Raw genomic sequence first — 14,992 nt, 5'->3', positions numbered from 1 at the left:
GACTTATAAGATTAATTTCCTGAATAATATCTCACGCTGTGGTGAGCTTGTATTTTATTCACAATAAAGAGGTGCCCTGAACATCACTATGCCAATAAGGCAGTGATGACTTTTTAACGACGAACCCCGCATAAGGATGTGCAAAATATCCTTCCGACTTACCCACGCTTTAACCATCTGAGGCATAACAATGAAACCGGCATCCGTAATCATTATGGACGAACATCCTATCGTCAGAATGTCGATAGAGGTCCTGCTACAGAAAAATAAAAATATTGAGATTACACTCAAGTCAGGGGATTGCCATGAGACGCTTGAGTATCTTCGGAATCACCCTGTCGATCTTGTCATCCTCGACATTGAACTTCCCGGCGCGGATGGCTTTTCTTTACTGAAAAGAATCAAAGACATAAATAAAGATATAAAGGTACTTTTTTTATCTTCAAAATCAGAGGCGTTCTATGCCGGGCGAGCTTTAGCTGCCGGCGCCAACGGTTTTGTGAGTAAACGTAAGGATTTAAATGATATCTATAACGCCGTAGAAATGATTTTATCAGGTTACTCCTTTTTCCCGGCGGAGACGTTAAATTTTATAAATCATTTCAAGTCCAGACGGGGCAAATTCAGCGACATGCCTTTATCCAATCGCGAGGTAACCGTTTTACGCTACCTTGCCAATGGCATGACTAATAAAGAAATTGCCGAACAAATGATGTTAAGTAACAAAACCATCAGCGCCCACAAATCGAATATTTACGCTAAACTCGGCGTGCAGAGCATTGTCGAATTAATTGATTACGCAAAAATGCACGAATTGCTGTAATTACTGTTGCGCTCTGCCGCGAAGAGACGGCAGGGCCTGGCAACGGTATTAGTAATAATTGATAACAAAAGTCGCATCGGCATCGGCACGCCCCGGTTGAGGGTCATTGGCCGTGGCAATGTAATTAGCATAAAACTGCAAAACGGCATGCCCCTGCGCATCCACCTTCACCTCCTGGCTGGCCTGCTGCAATGGCAAACGCGTTTTATCCTGATTGCGGATCTCAATGGCAACATTGCTGGCATGACTAGCCTCATTGAGTGCGAGCAGTTCGCTATCTTGTGCATTGGCTTTGCCGGTGAAGGTTAACGATGCCGCGCCCGGCGGACAGCCCTCCAGTTTCAAACTAAAGGGTACCGCCGGGGTTCGGCTGCCCGTCGTACTCAGCAGTTTAGTCGACCAGCGCCCCAGCGGCACGGATTTGACGCTGTCGCCCACCTCTGCCACGCAGGTAAAATCCACGATGGTGCCAGAGAGTTTGATATTCACCTGCCCCAGGGAGTTACTGGCACTGGCGAAACCCTGCGTTAATAATGTGACCAGGACGATCAGAGGTTTTATCTTATTCATAATCCACGCGTAGATAGCCCAACGAGGTAAATTTCCCTTCCGCCGGTTTAATGCCGGTAATGCTCACCGGCCAGGCGCGAATAGCCACTGACGCCTCGGCGTTTTCATCCAGGCGGAACGGGATCTTGCTTGCCAGCGTATTTGGCGTAAGCGGCGTGCCGCCCTCCGTCGCCACGACAAAGCCCAGATCCGGGTTATCGGAGACCAGCGCATTGCCTGCCACCTTATCCGCTTCAATACGCATGGTCAGCGCGGCTTGCGCCTCGACGTTAGTGCATTTGATGGCAATGGTTTTACTCTGGGGCGAAATTTTCTGCGGACGATTTCCTGCCCCCGCCTCGCTAAAGAGGGAGGCCGCCATCTCTTTGAAATCAAACTCCACAATCGAGCCGGCGTTCAACATACAGCTTTGCGGCACTTGTATGGTTCCGCTGTAGCTAATGGTATACACCGGCGTGGTTAAGGGATCGCCCTTCGCGGTGGTGACGTAAACCCGAAACATGGTCTGACGTGGGATGACCACCAGGTTAATGAACCGCCGGGTCACCTTCAGACGAAAAATCAGTTTCGAGTCCGTCACCGGGAAGGCTTTCTGTTTTGGCACGTTGGGGTGCTGTCCCATCTGGATGAAATTAGCGGGCGGATAGAAGGTGCCGGCAAAATTATCGTGTATCTGCATGGCCCCCTCCAGATAATCGTTCAGTTTTACGTACTGGTAATTATCCTCCACGCTGGTGACAGGCAGATCGGTCACATAACTTCGCATTGTCGATTTACCGGTGGTGCCCTTCGGGCAGATAGCATTCACCCCCACCAGCCCGGATTTTTGGGAAAGCGTGATGATCTGGCCTGGTTTGTTATTGGCGCTGTTAAAGACATCCGAGAGGTCATACGAGATATCTTTCGCCCCGCCGTCCACGTTTTGACACACGGTTGCCCTGGCCGGGAGGGCACTCAGCGCCAGCAGGCCACTTAACACTGCCCCGGCAATGGCGCGCCGAGATTGCCCTTTATGGTTCACACTCCACCTCCGCCAGAGTGATATTCCTTTCCTGACTATCGTCAGGCAGCCGGTACTGTGCCCGGCACTGAGACTGCGCATCGCGACCCCACTGAATCATTAACTCTCCCACCAGCGGCAATCCGCTAAGGTAAATTTGTCCATCATCACCCACCATGCTGGTGATACCGCTTTGGTTCTCACGCACCAGCGCGCCGAAGGGCACCGGTTTGCCGGATCGCGTTACGGTCATTAACGCGCGCACGCCAATGCGGGTATCAAAGCTGGCCCGCACCAGTGCCCCCCGAGTCGGCACTAGGCTGCTTACGTTGTTTTCAATATCGATACTGTTACCCATAGAATTGGTGTCCAGCGCGACGCGGTTATAGCGATACACGGTGGCGTAAGGCATAACGGCGTAGCCACGCCAGTCGGTTTTTACCCCGGTCTGGTTTTCAATGCTGACGCCCGATGCGCCTGGCGCTTTGATCAAAACGTTGGTGTCCCCCAGCGGCTGGCTCAGGGTAATACCGTCGGCATGACCCACCACGCCGCCCGCCAGCTGCCAGTTCCAGTCGCGTTTTTCGCGGTTGGTGTTATACCCCGCGCCCAGGTTCCCCCAGGCTGCCTGCCAGTTCGCGCTGGCACTTCCGCTTACGCCTCCACTGCTGGAGTGCCCCTGAATCACGCTGTAATTCAGGTTCTTATCCTTAAGCAACGTGCCGCTCACGCCCGTTTGCCAGCTGCTTTGCCCGTCGCTGTTGCGGCTGGCCGAGGCGGTCGCCCACGCGCGTTCAAAGGCGTTATCGCGACGGTAGCCTCCGCCCATAAAGATCGAGAAAGGCACGCTGACGTTAAAAGAGGCAATCCTGTCGGTGCCTTCAATGCCCGCCGCCCGGCTCCAGGCCCAGGTAAAGGCGTAGCTGATCCCCTGCATCCCACCCGCATAGCCGAGTTGATACCAGGTGTTAGTTTCAGAGGTGTCCCAGTAGCTTTGCTCGCTGCCGGACAGATAGACCGACCCCCACTCCCCCAGTGACTGGGAGATATTGAGCTGGATACGCCCCTTTTTGCTCCACGCCAGGTTGTGATAGCTCTGCACATCCGGCACGCCGTCCTTCGTCAGGCTTTCGCCATACTGGTAACCCTCCATCGATTTCCAGGCAGTATCATCCAGGGTGTAAAACCCTTTAGTGGAGTAGCGATAGCCCAGCAGCTGGAAATTTGTGCCATAGCCGTTCAATGATTTTGCATAGAGAAAGCGCAGGGACTGGCCCTGATGGCGACTCTCGTCGGCAAGCTGGCTACGGGCATGCGTAACATCGATCGAGACCGCTCCCCACTCCCCCAGATTCTTGCCCGCCCCCAGCGCCAGAGCGCTATAACGTGCGGCAACCTGCGCGCCACCGTAGAGGGTATAACCGTCGCGCAGACCTGCGAGCAGCGTGCCCTGCGCAAATACTGGCCTATCCTGCCCCTGATTACCGCTGCGGTAGGCGCCGGCGACCAGGTCAAACTTTCGTCTCCCTTCGCGTTGCAACAGAGGGACCGTGGAATAGGGCACGCTATAGCGTTGGACGCTTCCCTCCTTTTCCTCCACCGTCACCTCCAGATCGCCGCTCGATGAGGTGGGATTGAGATCGGTAATGGCAAAGGCGCCGGGCTGAACGTAACTTTGATAAATGACATATCCGTTCTGACGGATGACAACTTTGGCCGGGGTCCTGGCGATACCGCGCACGGTGGGGGCGTAGCCCTGCATACTGTCCGGGTACATGCTGTCTGCAGCGTAAAGTCGCCCCCCACGAAAACCGATACTGTCGAAGACGTCGTTACCCGTATTGCTGTCTCCCAGCACCAGCTCGCTTTTTAGCGGCACCAGCGTACGCTGCGCCCAGGTTCCAATATTTTGCCATTCGCTGTGCCGCGTTCCGTTGCTGCGGGTATAGCGCCACGCCCCGGTATTACGTAATCGCCAGGCCCCATAGTTCAGCCCGCTTTGTAGATTGAGGTAATAGCTGTCGTCGTCGCTACCGCGATTGCCACTGAAGCTGTAATTCAACAATGCCGCCGGAATACCGTTATCCCACTGCTCAGGAGAGATGTATCCCCGCGCGCTATTTTGCATTGCCACCTGCGGCAGGCTTACGTCCAGCCGCTGCGCGGCGAAATTAAAGATGATCTGACTTCCCGCAATCACCTGGGTCAGCGGAACACAGTGTTCTCCTTCCGCGCCGGCGAGTGTCGGAAATGCCGCAAGGTTTACACCAAACCGCTCCAGCAGCGCGCGCGTGATACAGGGCGCCAGCCCTCCCGCCACGGTGGGAACCGGTTCAGACGCGCTCTCAAAGCGGATATCCTGCGTCCCAATAAAGGCCTCATTGAGCCAAATATCGACCCGATATAGGCCCGGAGCCTGCTGATAACCTTGCTCAAAGCGCGATAAATCGGCGACGTCTGCCGCGCTATCGGATAAAAATGCCGGGTTAAAGTAGCTCTCACCCCGCCCCGTCTGCGGCCAGTTGACGATTAAGGCCAGTGCGATGAGACCAGGCAGCCCTCGCTGAGTGTGCATGATTCGAACCAGGCTCAAAGATTGATGCTACGCGCGGGGGTTATCGCGCCATAATCATTCACGCTTTGCCAGCTCAGCATGTTGCCGGCACCGGACGGAAGGTGCTGTTGTGCCGACTGCCCTGGCGCAATCATCAGATTCTCCACTCTCTGTTCGCCGAGGCGTAGATTGACCAGCGTGATGTAATAGGGTGAGGCATTACTGACTTTGAGTTGGTTACCCACCCGTTCAAAGCGCAGATGTGACAGCGCCTCATCGGGCTGCATGGCGAGATTGCCCGGCCTGACAAAGACCTTGATGCGAGACAGCACCGCCAGTTGCAGGACGTTTTTTCCCTCAATGCTGGCTTTATCAACCGACGGAATCGCCTTCACGTTTAGATAAAACAGCGACTCACGATCCTTCGCAAGCGCAGGGCCCGCATAGATTATGCGCAAGGTATTTTCGCTATCCGGCTCGCTGACGAACAGCGGAGGCGTGACGGCAAACGATTTTTCTTTTGTTCCCTGCTCATTTTCAATCCAGGCATTAATTAAATAACGTTCCTGTTTGTGGCTGTTGGTAATAGCCAGTGAAGTCTGTTTCGCTTCGGCAGGATAAATAACCCGAGTCGCACCCAGTGCAATTCCACCTGCAGCGTATGTCGGCAGCGATACCAGTAGACAGAATAAAAATACGATGAACCCTGGTTTAAAAAATACATATTTCACAGCGGAGCCTATAATTATTTATTCGCAGGTATGTCAGGCACGAGTGGCTGCAGTCGGAGCTAAAAATAGCCAGCCCCACGCCACTGCACTCAATAGTAAGGAGCAACCCAAATCATGCTCCTTAGCGTTCATTCTGATACTCAATCCAGACAGTCGGGCCTCCTCCCTGAGACCTTCATCCTCCCTGCTGTCAGGCTTATTCGTATTTAACGACGAAGGTCGCGTCAGCGTTGGCCTGACCCGGCTCTGTAGTTGCCGCCGTGGCTTTATAGCGCGCGGCAAAGTTCAGGGTATTGGTCCCTTTGATCAGTGCCTGGGTTGCCGAGAAGCTGGCGCCATCCGGTGTCAGCGTGGTGGATTGACTGTCGAGAATTTCAATCCCAACCCCTTTTGCAGCGGTGTCATTACTGCCGGAGGAGACGGCCAGCAGGGTTTTATCGGTGGCATCAACCTGGCCGGTAAAGGCCACGGCGGCCGTCGTCGCTACGGTCGGATCGCAATCATTCAGCTCAATAGTGAAGGGAACATTGCTGGTGGTATCACCGACTTTGGTGAACTTCGCCGTACGATACTGGCCCAGGTTGACCGTCTGGTTTGACGATTCGGTATTCACTGCACAGGCGGCATTCACTAATTCACCCGTAAAATGAACTGTGCCACCATTTACAGATACTGGTGTTTTCGTCTCTTCTGCCTGAACAGTTCCAGCAAAAAAGGTCAGCGAAGCAATTACAACAGATGCAGCATAGGTTATTTTCATGTCTATTCCTTTAAAATATAAAATACCCTTCCCAACAAATAGCGGGAATAAATGAGGCATTCAATGTGAGGATTGAACGCTTATTTTTGGCAACGCTAAAGTAGCCTCTGGCGAAATATTTAAATATGCCCAAACGCTGTAAATGGCCCAGGTCTGGTCTTAATCATCCCTAAGAAAAAAACCGTACAAAACGCAGGGACTGAATGGCTCAGCCGGGAGGCGATCAGGAAATCTCGCAATGGGTGACTGACAGCAGCGCTCGCTTCTGACAAAATATAGGCAATCCCCCCTTTAAACCTTACAGATGGAATCCTCTCTCTGATGGCAGCACAGATTATTGACGGTAAAACGATTGCGCAGCAGGTGCGCTCTGAGGTCGCGGAAAAAGTGAAGGCGCGTACAGCGGCCGGTAAACGCGCCCCCGGACTGGCTGTTGTGCTGGTTGGCAGTAACCCGGCATCCCAGATTTATGTCGGCAGCAAACGCAAGGCGTGTGAAGAGGTGGGCTTTGTCTCCCGCTCTTATGATCTGCCGGAAACCACCAGCGAAGCAGAGCTGCTGGAGCTGATCGACACCCTGAACGCTGATAAAGAGATCGACGGCATTCTGGTTCAGCTGCCGCTGCCTGCAGGCATCGACAACGTGAAGGTTCTGGAGCGTATCGCACCCGATAAAGACGTGGACGGTTTCCATCCGTATAACGTCGGTCGCCTGTGCCAGCGCGCGCCGCGTCTGCGTCCTTGCACGCCACGCGGTATCGTTACCCTGCTTGAGCGCTATAACATTGATACCTACGGTCTGAACGCCGTGGTGATTGGCGCCTCGAATATCGTTGGCCGCCCGATGAGCATGGAGCTGCTGCTGGCTGGCTGTACCACGACCGTTACCCACCGCTTTACCAAAAATCTGCGTCAACACGTTGAAAACGCGGATCTGCTGATCGTCGCCGTCGGCAAGCCTGGCTTCATTCCCGGTGAGTGGATCAAAGAAGGTGCGATTGTGGTGGACGTAGGCATTAACCGTCTCGAGAGCGGCAAAGTCGTGGGCGATGTGGTTTACGAGGATGCCGCCGCGCGCGCCTCTTACATCACCCCGGTGCCGGGCGGCGTAGGCCCAATGACGGTAGCAACACTGATTCAAAATACTTTGCAAGCATGCGAAGAGTATCACGATGTAGAGGAAGCGTAAGATGGCCACTTTTTCATTAGGTAAACACCCACACGTAGAGCTGTGCGATCTCCTGAAGCTGGAAGGCTGGAGCGAGAGCGGCGCGCAGGCCAAGATCGTCATTGCTGAAGGTCTGGTTACGGTTGATGGTGCGGTGGAGACCCGCAAACGCTGCAAGGTTGTTGCGGGACAGACCGTGAGTTTTGCAGGCCATAGCGTGACTGTTACCGCCTGAGGCGTGTGATGCCCGGTGGCGCGACGCTTACCGGGCCTAAATACTGAGTGTATATTTCCCCTCACCCCGGCCCTCTCCCCAAAGGGGCGAGGGAGAAGACCGCACCGGGCAGCCCCCTCTCTCCACAGGGGCGAGGGAGAAGACCGCACCGGGCAGTCCCTTCTCCCCTAGGGGGAGAGGGTTAGGGTGAGGGGAACAAACCGCTCTCCTCTCACTTTATCCCCCATTCCCATCACGGTTAATTATCGATCGACTTCAAAGAATCACTATTTCGTTTGTTGAAATGTGAAAATTTAGTTGCGCGTAATTCCACCTTTCCTCACGATAAGTAGAACGTTCTACTAAAACGTTATACTTACTATAACAGCGCGAAAAAAGCGCTTCTCGGGGGAGATTTCAGCATGAGTCTGATATCAGGGTTTGTTAAATCGTTGTCTAAGTTATCGATGATTGGCCGCGCCTTAATGCTGCCAATTTCACTGCTTCCCGCTGCCGGCTTGCTGCTGGCGTTCGGGGATAAATTCCATCTGCCGCTGATGATGAATGCGGGCGGGGTTATTTTCGATAACCTGCCCATGCTCTTCGCTATCGGTTCCGCGGTGGGTCTGGCGTCAGAATCGGGCATCGCTGCGCTCTCTGCGGCAGTGTCGGTATTTGTTACTAACATTACCATCGGCACGCTACTGAGCATCACGCCGGAGATGGCCTCTCAGGGCGGTAAATACGCCATGGTGGTCGGCATTCCTACTCTGCAGATGGGCGTCTTTGGCGGCCTGATCTGCGGTATTCTCGCCGCCTGGTGCTATAACCGCTTCCATACCATGCAGTTGCCGGAGTTCCTCGGCTTCTTCTCCGGTAAGCGTTTTGTAGCGATTGCGACGGCATTTCTGTCGTTCCTGCTCGGCCTGCTGCTGCCGTACATCTGGCAGCATATCCAGTCCGGCATCGACGCGCTTTCGGTGGTGGTAAACGGCGATAATCAGGCGGCCTCGACCTTTATCTTCGGTCTGGTGGAGCGCGCGCTGATCCCGCTCGGCCTGCACCACATCTGGTACCCGTCGTTCTGGTACTCCTTCGGTGATTACACCACCCAGGCGGGCCAGGTGATCCACGGCGACCAGACTATCTGGTTTAAAATGCTGGAAGAAGGGACTAAATCCTTCAGCAGCGATACTTACCAGAATGCCGGTAAGTTCATGCAGGGCGAGTTCCCGCTGATGCTGTTCGCGCTGCCTGCGGCGTGTCTGGCGATGTATCACGAAGCGCACACCAAGAATAAGAAAATCGCGGCCGGTATTCTCTTCTCTGCCGCACTGACCTGCTTCCTGACGGGGATTACGGAGCCGGTTGAGTTTACCTTTATCTTCGTGGCACCGATTCTGTACGTCTTCAACGCCATCATGGCGGGTCTGGCCTATATGACCATGTACCTGATGCATGCACATATCGCCAAGTCGTTTTCTGCGGGCTTTATCGATTATCTGTCGTTCGGGATCCTGCCGTCGTTTAACGGCTACCAGACCAACTTCCTGAACGCGGTGATTATCGGTATTCCGATGGCGCTGATTTACTACTTCACCTTCCGCTTTGTGATCCGTCGTTTTGACGTGAAAACACCGGGCCGTACTGACGTGAGCGCGACAACCGATGACAAGACCGATACTGAGCTTGCCACCGAAATCATTGCGCTGCTGGGCGGGGCGAACAACATTGACTCCGTCGGCTCCTGTATCACCCGTCTGCGTCTGGAAGTGGCCAAAGGCGATGAGGTGGATAAAGACGGGCTTAACGGCCTGGGGGCACGCGGTGTGGTCTTCGTTGGCGATAAGGGGATTCAGGTGATCTTTGGTGCCAGGGCACAGTTTATCGCCCAGACTATGAGCACGCTGATCGGAAAATAATAAGATGCCTGGCTGACACGTCTCCTGTAATCTGGGAGGCGTTGTCTGAACAGGCTGATAATGTGGAAATTTCAGGGAGCGAGTTTGAAGAAAGTCAGCATTATTGATGTCGCCAGAGAGGCAGGCGTTTCGGTATCCACCGTCTCGCTGGTGCTACGCCAGAAAGGGAAAATCTCAGAGGCAACGATTGAGAAAGTCCATGCTGCCATCAATACGCTCGGCTATGTTCATAATGTCGCCGCTGCTAACCTTCGCGCCAACACCTCCAACCTGATCGGCCTGATTCTGCGTGATTTTAGCGACAGCTTTTCTATCAAAGTGATGGCAAGCGTCGTGCAAGAGCTGGAAAAACAGGGCTATATGGTCTTTCTTGGGCAGCCGCAAAACGATGGCGAACATCTTGAGCGCTGCCTGCTTTCATTTAAACAGCAGGGCGTGGCGGGGGTGATCTATTTATCTTCCGATACGCAGCATGCCCGTTTACCCGAACAGATTCGTCAATGCCCCCTTCCGCTGGTCGCCGTCTCGCAATCTTTTCTGGATGAACCCTGTAATCTGGTGCTGCGGGATAATCGCCAGGCGGCGAATCTTGCAACGCGTTACCTGATTGAGCGGGGACACCGTAATATTGCCTATATCGGCGGGCAGGAAAACTGCCTGATTCGCGAGCAGCGCCTGCTCGGTTTTCGCAGCGCCATGAGCCAGTATGGGCTAATTAATCGTGACGAGTTTGCCCCGGCCTGTAGCGACGACACCCGAGCCGCCGGGCTCGCCACCCGCCATTTGCTGGAAAAAAACAATACCATCACCGCCCTGCTCTGCCATTCGCCCGATGCGATGATTGGCTCGATCTCCGGTATTCATCAGGTGGGGCGCACGGTGGGCAAAGATGTCTTTCTGACTCAGCAGGTCGCCCTTGTCGGCTTTGAAGATATGCTGCACGTTAATCTCACCTCGCCGTCGTTTACCTATGTCTCCTCCGCCAGTGAAGAGACCGGACGTCAGGCCGCGGGCTTAATGATGCGCAAGCTGAAGGAGCCGGATCTGCAAACTCAGCGTATTACGCTCTCGGGCCAGCTCATTGCCCGGGAATCGGCCTGAATTCAGAATTCGTTTCGGTTGGCGGCGGGTAAAGCCTGCTATATTTCCATGATTTACCGTGGAAAATGACCATGCCAACGATTATTACTCATGCTGCTGTGCCTCTCTGCCTGGGCTTAGGGCTCGGCACCCGCGTTATACCTCCTCGCCTCCTGTTTGCCGGTGTGGTGCTGGCCATGCTGCCAGACGCCGACGTGCTCTCTTTTAAGTTCGGCGTGGCCTACGGCAATATTTTTGGTCATCGCGGCTTTACGCACTCCCTGCTGTTTGCATTTGTGGTTCCGCTACTCTGCGTCTGGGCGGGTCGACGATGGTTCAGGGCCGGGCTGATTCGCTGCTGGCTGTTTTTAACCGTATCGCTGCTATCGCACAGTCTGCTGGATTCGATCACGACCGGAGGCAAAGGGGTTGGCTGGCTGTGGCCCTGGTCGGATGAACGCTTTTTCGCCCCCTGGCAGGTGATTAAGGTCGCGCCGTTTGCGCTGTCGCGCTATACCACCCCGTACGGGCATCAGGTGATCATTTCGGAACTGCTGTGGGTGTGGCTGCCTGGAGTGGTGTTAATGGGAGTATTGTGGTGGAAGCGTGCGCGCTGAGGCCCTCACCCCGGCCCTCTCCCCCAGGGAGAGGGAGAAAAGCGGACGATGCCCGCTGGCACGGAGTGAGGGAGAAAACCGGACGATCCCCTCTCCCTGAGGGAGAGGGTTAGGGTGAGGGGGAGAACTTACTTACGACGCCAGGTCGTCCCCTGAGGACCATCTTCCAGAATGATACCCATCTCGGTCAGACGATTACGCGCTGCATCTGCTGCCGCCCAGTCTTTCGCCTGACGCGCTTCCAGACGAGCAGTAATCAACGCCTCGATCTCCGCCACTTCGCCGTCGTCCGCCTGCGCGCTACTCTGCAGGAAGGTTTCCGGCTCTTGCTCCAGCAGGCCAAGCACCGCGGAGAGCTTACGCAGATGGGCAGCCAGCGCATTCGCGGCCGCGGCATCTTCCGTTTTCAGGCGGTTTACTTCACGCGCCATATCGAACAGCACGGAGTAGGCTTCCGGGGTGTTGAAGTCGTCGTTCATCACCTCAACAAAGCGGGCTTCAAACGCCTCGCCGCCGGCCGGTGCGACAGATTTATCGGTACCGCGCAGCGCAGTATACAGACGCTCCAGCGCCGAACGTGCCTGCTTCAGGTTCTCTTCGCTGTAGTTCAGTTGGCTGCGGTAGTGGCCAGACATCAGGAAGTAGCGCACGGTCTCCGCGTCGTAATACTTCAGTACGTCGCGCACGGTGAAGAAGTTGCCCAGTGATTTGGACATCTTTTCACGATCGACCATCACCATCCCGGAGTGCATCCAGTAGTTGACGTACTCGCCGCCGTGGGCGCAGGTGGACTGGGCAATTTCGTTCTCATGGTGCGGGAACATCAGATCCGATCCGCCGCCGTGGATATCAAAATGGTTACCCAGCTGTTTGCAGTTCATGGCGGAACACTCGATGTGCCATCCCGGACGGCCTTCGCCCCATGGCGACGGCCAGCTCGGTTCACCCGCTTTGGACATCTTCCACAGGACGAAGTCCATCGGATTACGCTTCACATCCACCACGTCTACGCGCGCACCGGCCTGCAGTTGCTCCAGATCCTGGCGAGAGAGCTGGCCATATGCCGGGTCAGTCGGCACGGAGAACATCACGTCGCCGTTGTCAGCCACATAGGCATGACCGCGCTCGATCAGTTTCTCGGTGATCTCGATGATCTCGTGGATATGGTGGGTGGCGCGCGGCTCGTTGTCCGGGCGCAGGATATTCAGGGCATCAAAATCTTTGTGCATTTCGGCGATCATTCGATCGACCAGCGCGACAAAGTTCTCGCCGTTTTCATTAGCACGCTTAATGATTTTATCGTCAATGTCGGTAATGTTACGCACGTACTTCAGGTTGTAGCCCAAAAAACGCAGGTAACGCGAAACCACGTCAAACGCAACAAAGGTACGGCCATGGCCAATATGACAGAGATCGTAAACCGTAATACCACACACGTACATGCCGACTTCCCCGGCATGGATAGGCTTAAATTCCTCTTTTTGGCGCGTCATTGTATTAAAAATTTTTAACATCGAAGGTTCCATATGAGACGTGTGTGGATAGAAACTTTCTTATCATACCTATTATTCATCATCGAAGCAGCACACAATGCAAGGTGATCGCGTCCAGTGGTTATGCTATAACAAGCCCCTATATGTGGCCCGAACCGGGGTCGAAGCACTGCAATAACAGAACAGGATGCAAAAATGGTTACTTTCCACACTAATCATGGCGATATCGTAATCAAAACCTTTGATGACAAAGCGCCTGAAACAGTTAAAAACTTCCTGGACTACTGCCGCGAAGGTTTCTACAACAACACCATTTTCCACCGTGTGATCAACGGCTTTATGATCCAGGGCGGCGGTTTTGAACCTGGCATGCAGCAGAAAGAGACCAAAGAAGCGATCAAAAACGAAGCGAACAACGGTCTGAAAAACACCCGTGGTACGCTGGCGATGGCGCGTACTCAGGCTCCTCACTCTGCCACTGCTCAGTTCTTCATCAACGTAGCAGACAATGACTTCCTGAACTTCTCCGGTGAGAGCCTGCAAGGTTGGGGTTACTGCGTGTTCGCTGAAGTGGTAGAAGGGATGGACGTGGTTGATAAAATCAAAGCTGTCTCTACTGGCCGCAGCGGTATGCATCAGGACGTTCCAAAAGAAGACGTTGTGATTACAAGCGTGACCGTCAGCGAATAATTCGTGGCGACACTCTTTATTGCAGATCTCCATCTGCAAACAGAAGAACCGGCGATCACCGCCGGTTTTCTGCGTTTTTTACGCGGTGAAGCGAAAAGCGCCGATGCGCTTTATATTCTGGGTGACCTGTTCGAAGCCTGGATTGGCGACGACGATCCTAACCCGCTGCACCGCGAAATCGCTGCCGCCATCAGAGCGCTGGTCGATGCCGGTACGCCCTGCTTCTTTATCCACGGCAATCGTGATTTCCTGATTGGTCAACGCTTTGCCCGCGAAAGCGGTATGACCCTGCTGCCCGAAGAGCAAGTGCTGGACCTCTATGGCCGCAAGGTGCTGATCATGCACGGTGATACGCTGTGCACCGACGATATCGGGTACCTGGCGTTTCGTGCTAAAGTTCATACCCCCTGGATCCAGACCCTCTTCCTCGCCCTGCCGCTGTTTATCCGCAATCGCATCGCCGCCAAAATGCGTGCGGGCAGTAAAGCCGCTAACAGCAGCAAATCCATGACCATCATGGATGTGAACCCCCAGGCGGTTGTCCGCGTGATGGAAAAGCACCAGGTTCACTGGCTGATTCACGGCCATACCCATCGTCCTGACGTGCATAACCTTATGGTCCACGGCGAGCCTGCCCACCGTGTAGTATTAGGTGCCTGGCATACGGAAGGCTCGATGGTCAAAGTAACCCCGGACGGCGTCGAACTCATCGCGTTTCCGTTCTAAAATCCCTGCCTAAAAATCATTCAAATATTTTGAATTGCACGCGCAAATTGTTTTGATTTTAATCACACTCTGGTCGGCCTATCATTATTCACATCAGGGCAACAACGCCCTACCCCAAACAAAACAGCTTAAGGATCACGACCATGAAATCCATCAAAACTTTCGTTGCAGTTGCCGCTCTTTCACTGATCTCTTTCGGTTCTTTTGCGCAGAGCGTGAGCACTACCGCCTCCACGATTGACCGTGCAGAAGCCCAAATCGCCGCTCAGGCCGCCCGCGAAGGTGCCTCTTATAAAATCACCAGCGCTCAGTTCGACAACCGCGTGCACATGACCGCAGAACTGACCAAATAATCAACCTGATTGCCGTGCCGCCAGAGAGATGCCCAGCGACAGCGACAATATGATGAGCAAGGAACAGAACATGAAAAAAATGACCCTCGTCAGCGCCCTGCTGCTGGCCGCTTCACTGTCATCTGGCGCTATGGCTGCAGAAAACCGCTTCTCCATGCCGGAGGCGGGCTCTAATATGGACACGGTGATTCTTGAGAATCATATCAATGTCAGCCACGCCTTCGATGAAGAGAGCCTGACCGCAGGTACTCTGCTGTAAATGAGGCTGAATTTATAACTAAAAAGACCGCCA

At 54.2% G+C, this 14,992-nt stretch carries 16 protein-coding genes; 10 read left to right on the top strand and 6 right to left on the bottom strand.

Going from position 1 to position 14,992, the window contains the following annotated elements:
• Positions 1-190: 190 nt before the first annotated feature.
• A complete protein-coding gene (gene fimZ, locus B3511_RS04400; RefSeq protein ID WP_040076822.1) occupies positions 191-823 on the top strand; it encodes a fimbria biosynthesis transcriptional regulator FimZ in 633 nt (210 codons plus the stop codon).
• Between the two features lie 48 nt (positions 824-871).
• On the opposite strand, the gene sfmF is transcribed toward fimZ, so the two are convergent.
• The 5 genes from sfmF to fimA all read right to left on the bottom strand — a co-directional run bounded on the left by sfmF (position 872) and on the right by fimA (position 6,438).
• Positions 872-1,393: a fimbria assembly protein gene (sfmF, locus tag B3511_RS04395; protein WP_286777602.1), complete on the bottom strand. Its 522-nt coding sequence runs from the start codon at positions 1,391-1,393 to the stop codon at positions 872-874.
• Positions 1,386-2,384, bottom strand: a complete 999-nt coding sequence (gene fimH, locus B3511_RS04390; protein WP_286783332.1) for a type 1 fimbria D-mannose specific adhesin FimH — start codon at positions 2,382-2,384, stop codon at positions 1,386-1,388. The genes sfmF and fimH overlap by 8 nt, the downstream gene beginning before the upstream one ends.
• A 19-nt stretch (positions 2,385-2,403) precedes the next feature.
• Positions 2,404-4,968, bottom strand: a complete 2,565-nt coding sequence (locus B3511_RS04385; RefSeq protein ID WP_286777601.1) for a fimbrial biogenesis usher protein — start codon at positions 4,966-4,968, stop codon at positions 2,404-2,406.
• A 14-nt stretch (positions 4,969-4,982) separates the two neighbouring features.
• On the bottom strand, positions 4,983-5,648 hold the full coding sequence (gene fimC / locus B3511_RS04380; protein WP_286783330.1) for a type 1 fimbria chaperone FimC: 666 nt from the start codon (positions 5,646-5,648) through the stop codon (positions 4,983-4,985).
• 226 nt (positions 5,649-5,874) lie between these two features.
• On the bottom strand, positions 5,875-6,438 hold the full coding sequence (gene fimA / locus B3511_RS04375; RefSeq protein ID WP_040076826.1) for a type 1 fimbrial major subunit FimA: 564 nt from the start codon (positions 6,436-6,438) through the stop codon (positions 5,875-5,877).
• Positions 6,439-6,759: 321 nt separating this feature from the next.
• On the opposite strand from fimA, the gene folD reads away from it, so the two are divergent.
• From folD to B3511_RS04350, 5 genes are all read left to right on the top strand, one after another.
• Positions 6,760-7,626, top strand: a complete 867-nt coding sequence (gene folD, locus B3511_RS04370; protein WP_040076827.1) for a bifunctional methylenetetrahydrofolate dehydrogenase/methenyltetrahydrofolate cyclohydrolase FolD — start codon at positions 6,760-6,762, stop codon at positions 7,624-7,626.
• Between the two features lies 1 nt (position 7,627).
• Positions 7,628-7,840: a ribosome-associated protein YbcJ gene (gene ybcJ, locus B3511_RS04365; protein ID WP_233801038.1), complete on the top strand. Its 213-nt coding sequence runs from the start codon at positions 7,628-7,630 to the stop codon at positions 7,838-7,840.
• Positions 7,841-8,241: 401 nt separating this feature from the next.
• Positions 8,242-9,741: a PTS transporter subunit EIIC gene (locus B3511_RS04360; RefSeq protein WP_046884406.1), complete on the top strand. Its 1,500-nt coding sequence runs from the start codon at positions 8,242-8,244 to the stop codon at positions 9,739-9,741.
• Positions 9,742-9,825: 84 nt separating this feature from the next.
• Positions 9,826-10,842 carry a Mal regulon transcriptional regulator MalI gene (malI, locus tag B3511_RS04355; protein WP_046884407.1) on the top strand — a complete coding sequence of 339 codons (1,017 nt, stop codon included), beginning with the start codon at positions 9,826-9,828 and terminating at the stop codon, positions 10,840-10,842.
• Positions 10,843-10,913: 71 nt separating this feature from the next.
• Complete coding sequence (locus B3511_RS04350; protein WP_212476987.1) at positions 10,914-11,438, top strand: metal-dependent hydrolase; 525 nt, start codon at positions 10,914-10,916, stop codon at positions 11,436-11,438.
• Positions 11,439-11,566: 128 nt separating this feature from the next.
• Here the strand turns inward: B3511_RS04350 and cysS are convergent, their stop codons facing one another.
• Positions 11,567-12,952 carry a cysteine--tRNA ligase gene (gene cysS, locus B3511_RS04345; protein ID WP_040076833.1) on the bottom strand — a complete coding sequence of 462 codons (1,386 nt, stop codon included), beginning with the start codon at positions 12,950-12,952 and terminating at the stop codon, positions 11,567-11,569.
• 174 nt (positions 12,953-13,126) lie between these two features.
• Here cysS and ppiB point away from each other — a divergent pair, with 174 nt between their 5' ends.
• The 4 genes from ppiB (at position 13,127) to B3511_RS04325 (ending at position 14,959) form a co-directional block, all read left to right on the top strand.
• Positions 13,127-13,621 (top strand): peptidylprolyl isomerase B, encoded by a 495-nt coding sequence (gene ppiB / locus B3511_RS04340; protein WP_040076834.1) that lies wholly within the window; start codon positions 13,127-13,129, stop codon positions 13,619-13,621.
• Between the two features lie 3 nt (positions 13,622-13,624).
• Positions 13,625-14,347 carry a UDP-2,3-diacylglucosamine diphosphatase gene (gene lpxH / locus B3511_RS04335; RefSeq protein WP_286777600.1) on the top strand — a complete coding sequence of 241 codons (723 nt, stop codon included), beginning with the start codon at positions 13,625-13,627 and terminating at the stop codon, positions 14,345-14,347.
• 143 nt (positions 14,348-14,490) lie between these two features.
• The gene (locus B3511_RS04330; RefSeq protein WP_040076836.1) at positions 14,491-14,700 is read left to right on the top strand and encodes a YdgH/BhsA/McbA-like domain containing protein; all 210 of its coding nucleotides are present in this window, start codon (positions 14,491-14,493) and stop codon (positions 14,698-14,700) included.
• A 70-nt stretch (positions 14,701-14,770) separates the two neighbouring features.
• Positions 14,771-14,959, top strand: coding sequence for a hypothetical protein (locus B3511_RS04325; protein ID WP_286777599.1), 189 nt, complete (start codon positions 14,771-14,773; stop codon positions 14,957-14,959).
• Positions 14,960-14,992: the final 33 nt, after the last annotated feature.

The sequence above is a fragment of the Leclercia sp. UBA1284 genome, assembly GCF_002308415.1.
GTDB lineage: Bacteria > Pseudomonadota > Gammaproteobacteria > Enterobacterales > Enterobacteriaceae > Enterobacter > Enterobacter pneumoniae.
The sequence above is the reverse complement of the archived record's forward strand: the minus strand, read 5'-3'. Positions and strand labels throughout refer to the sequence as shown.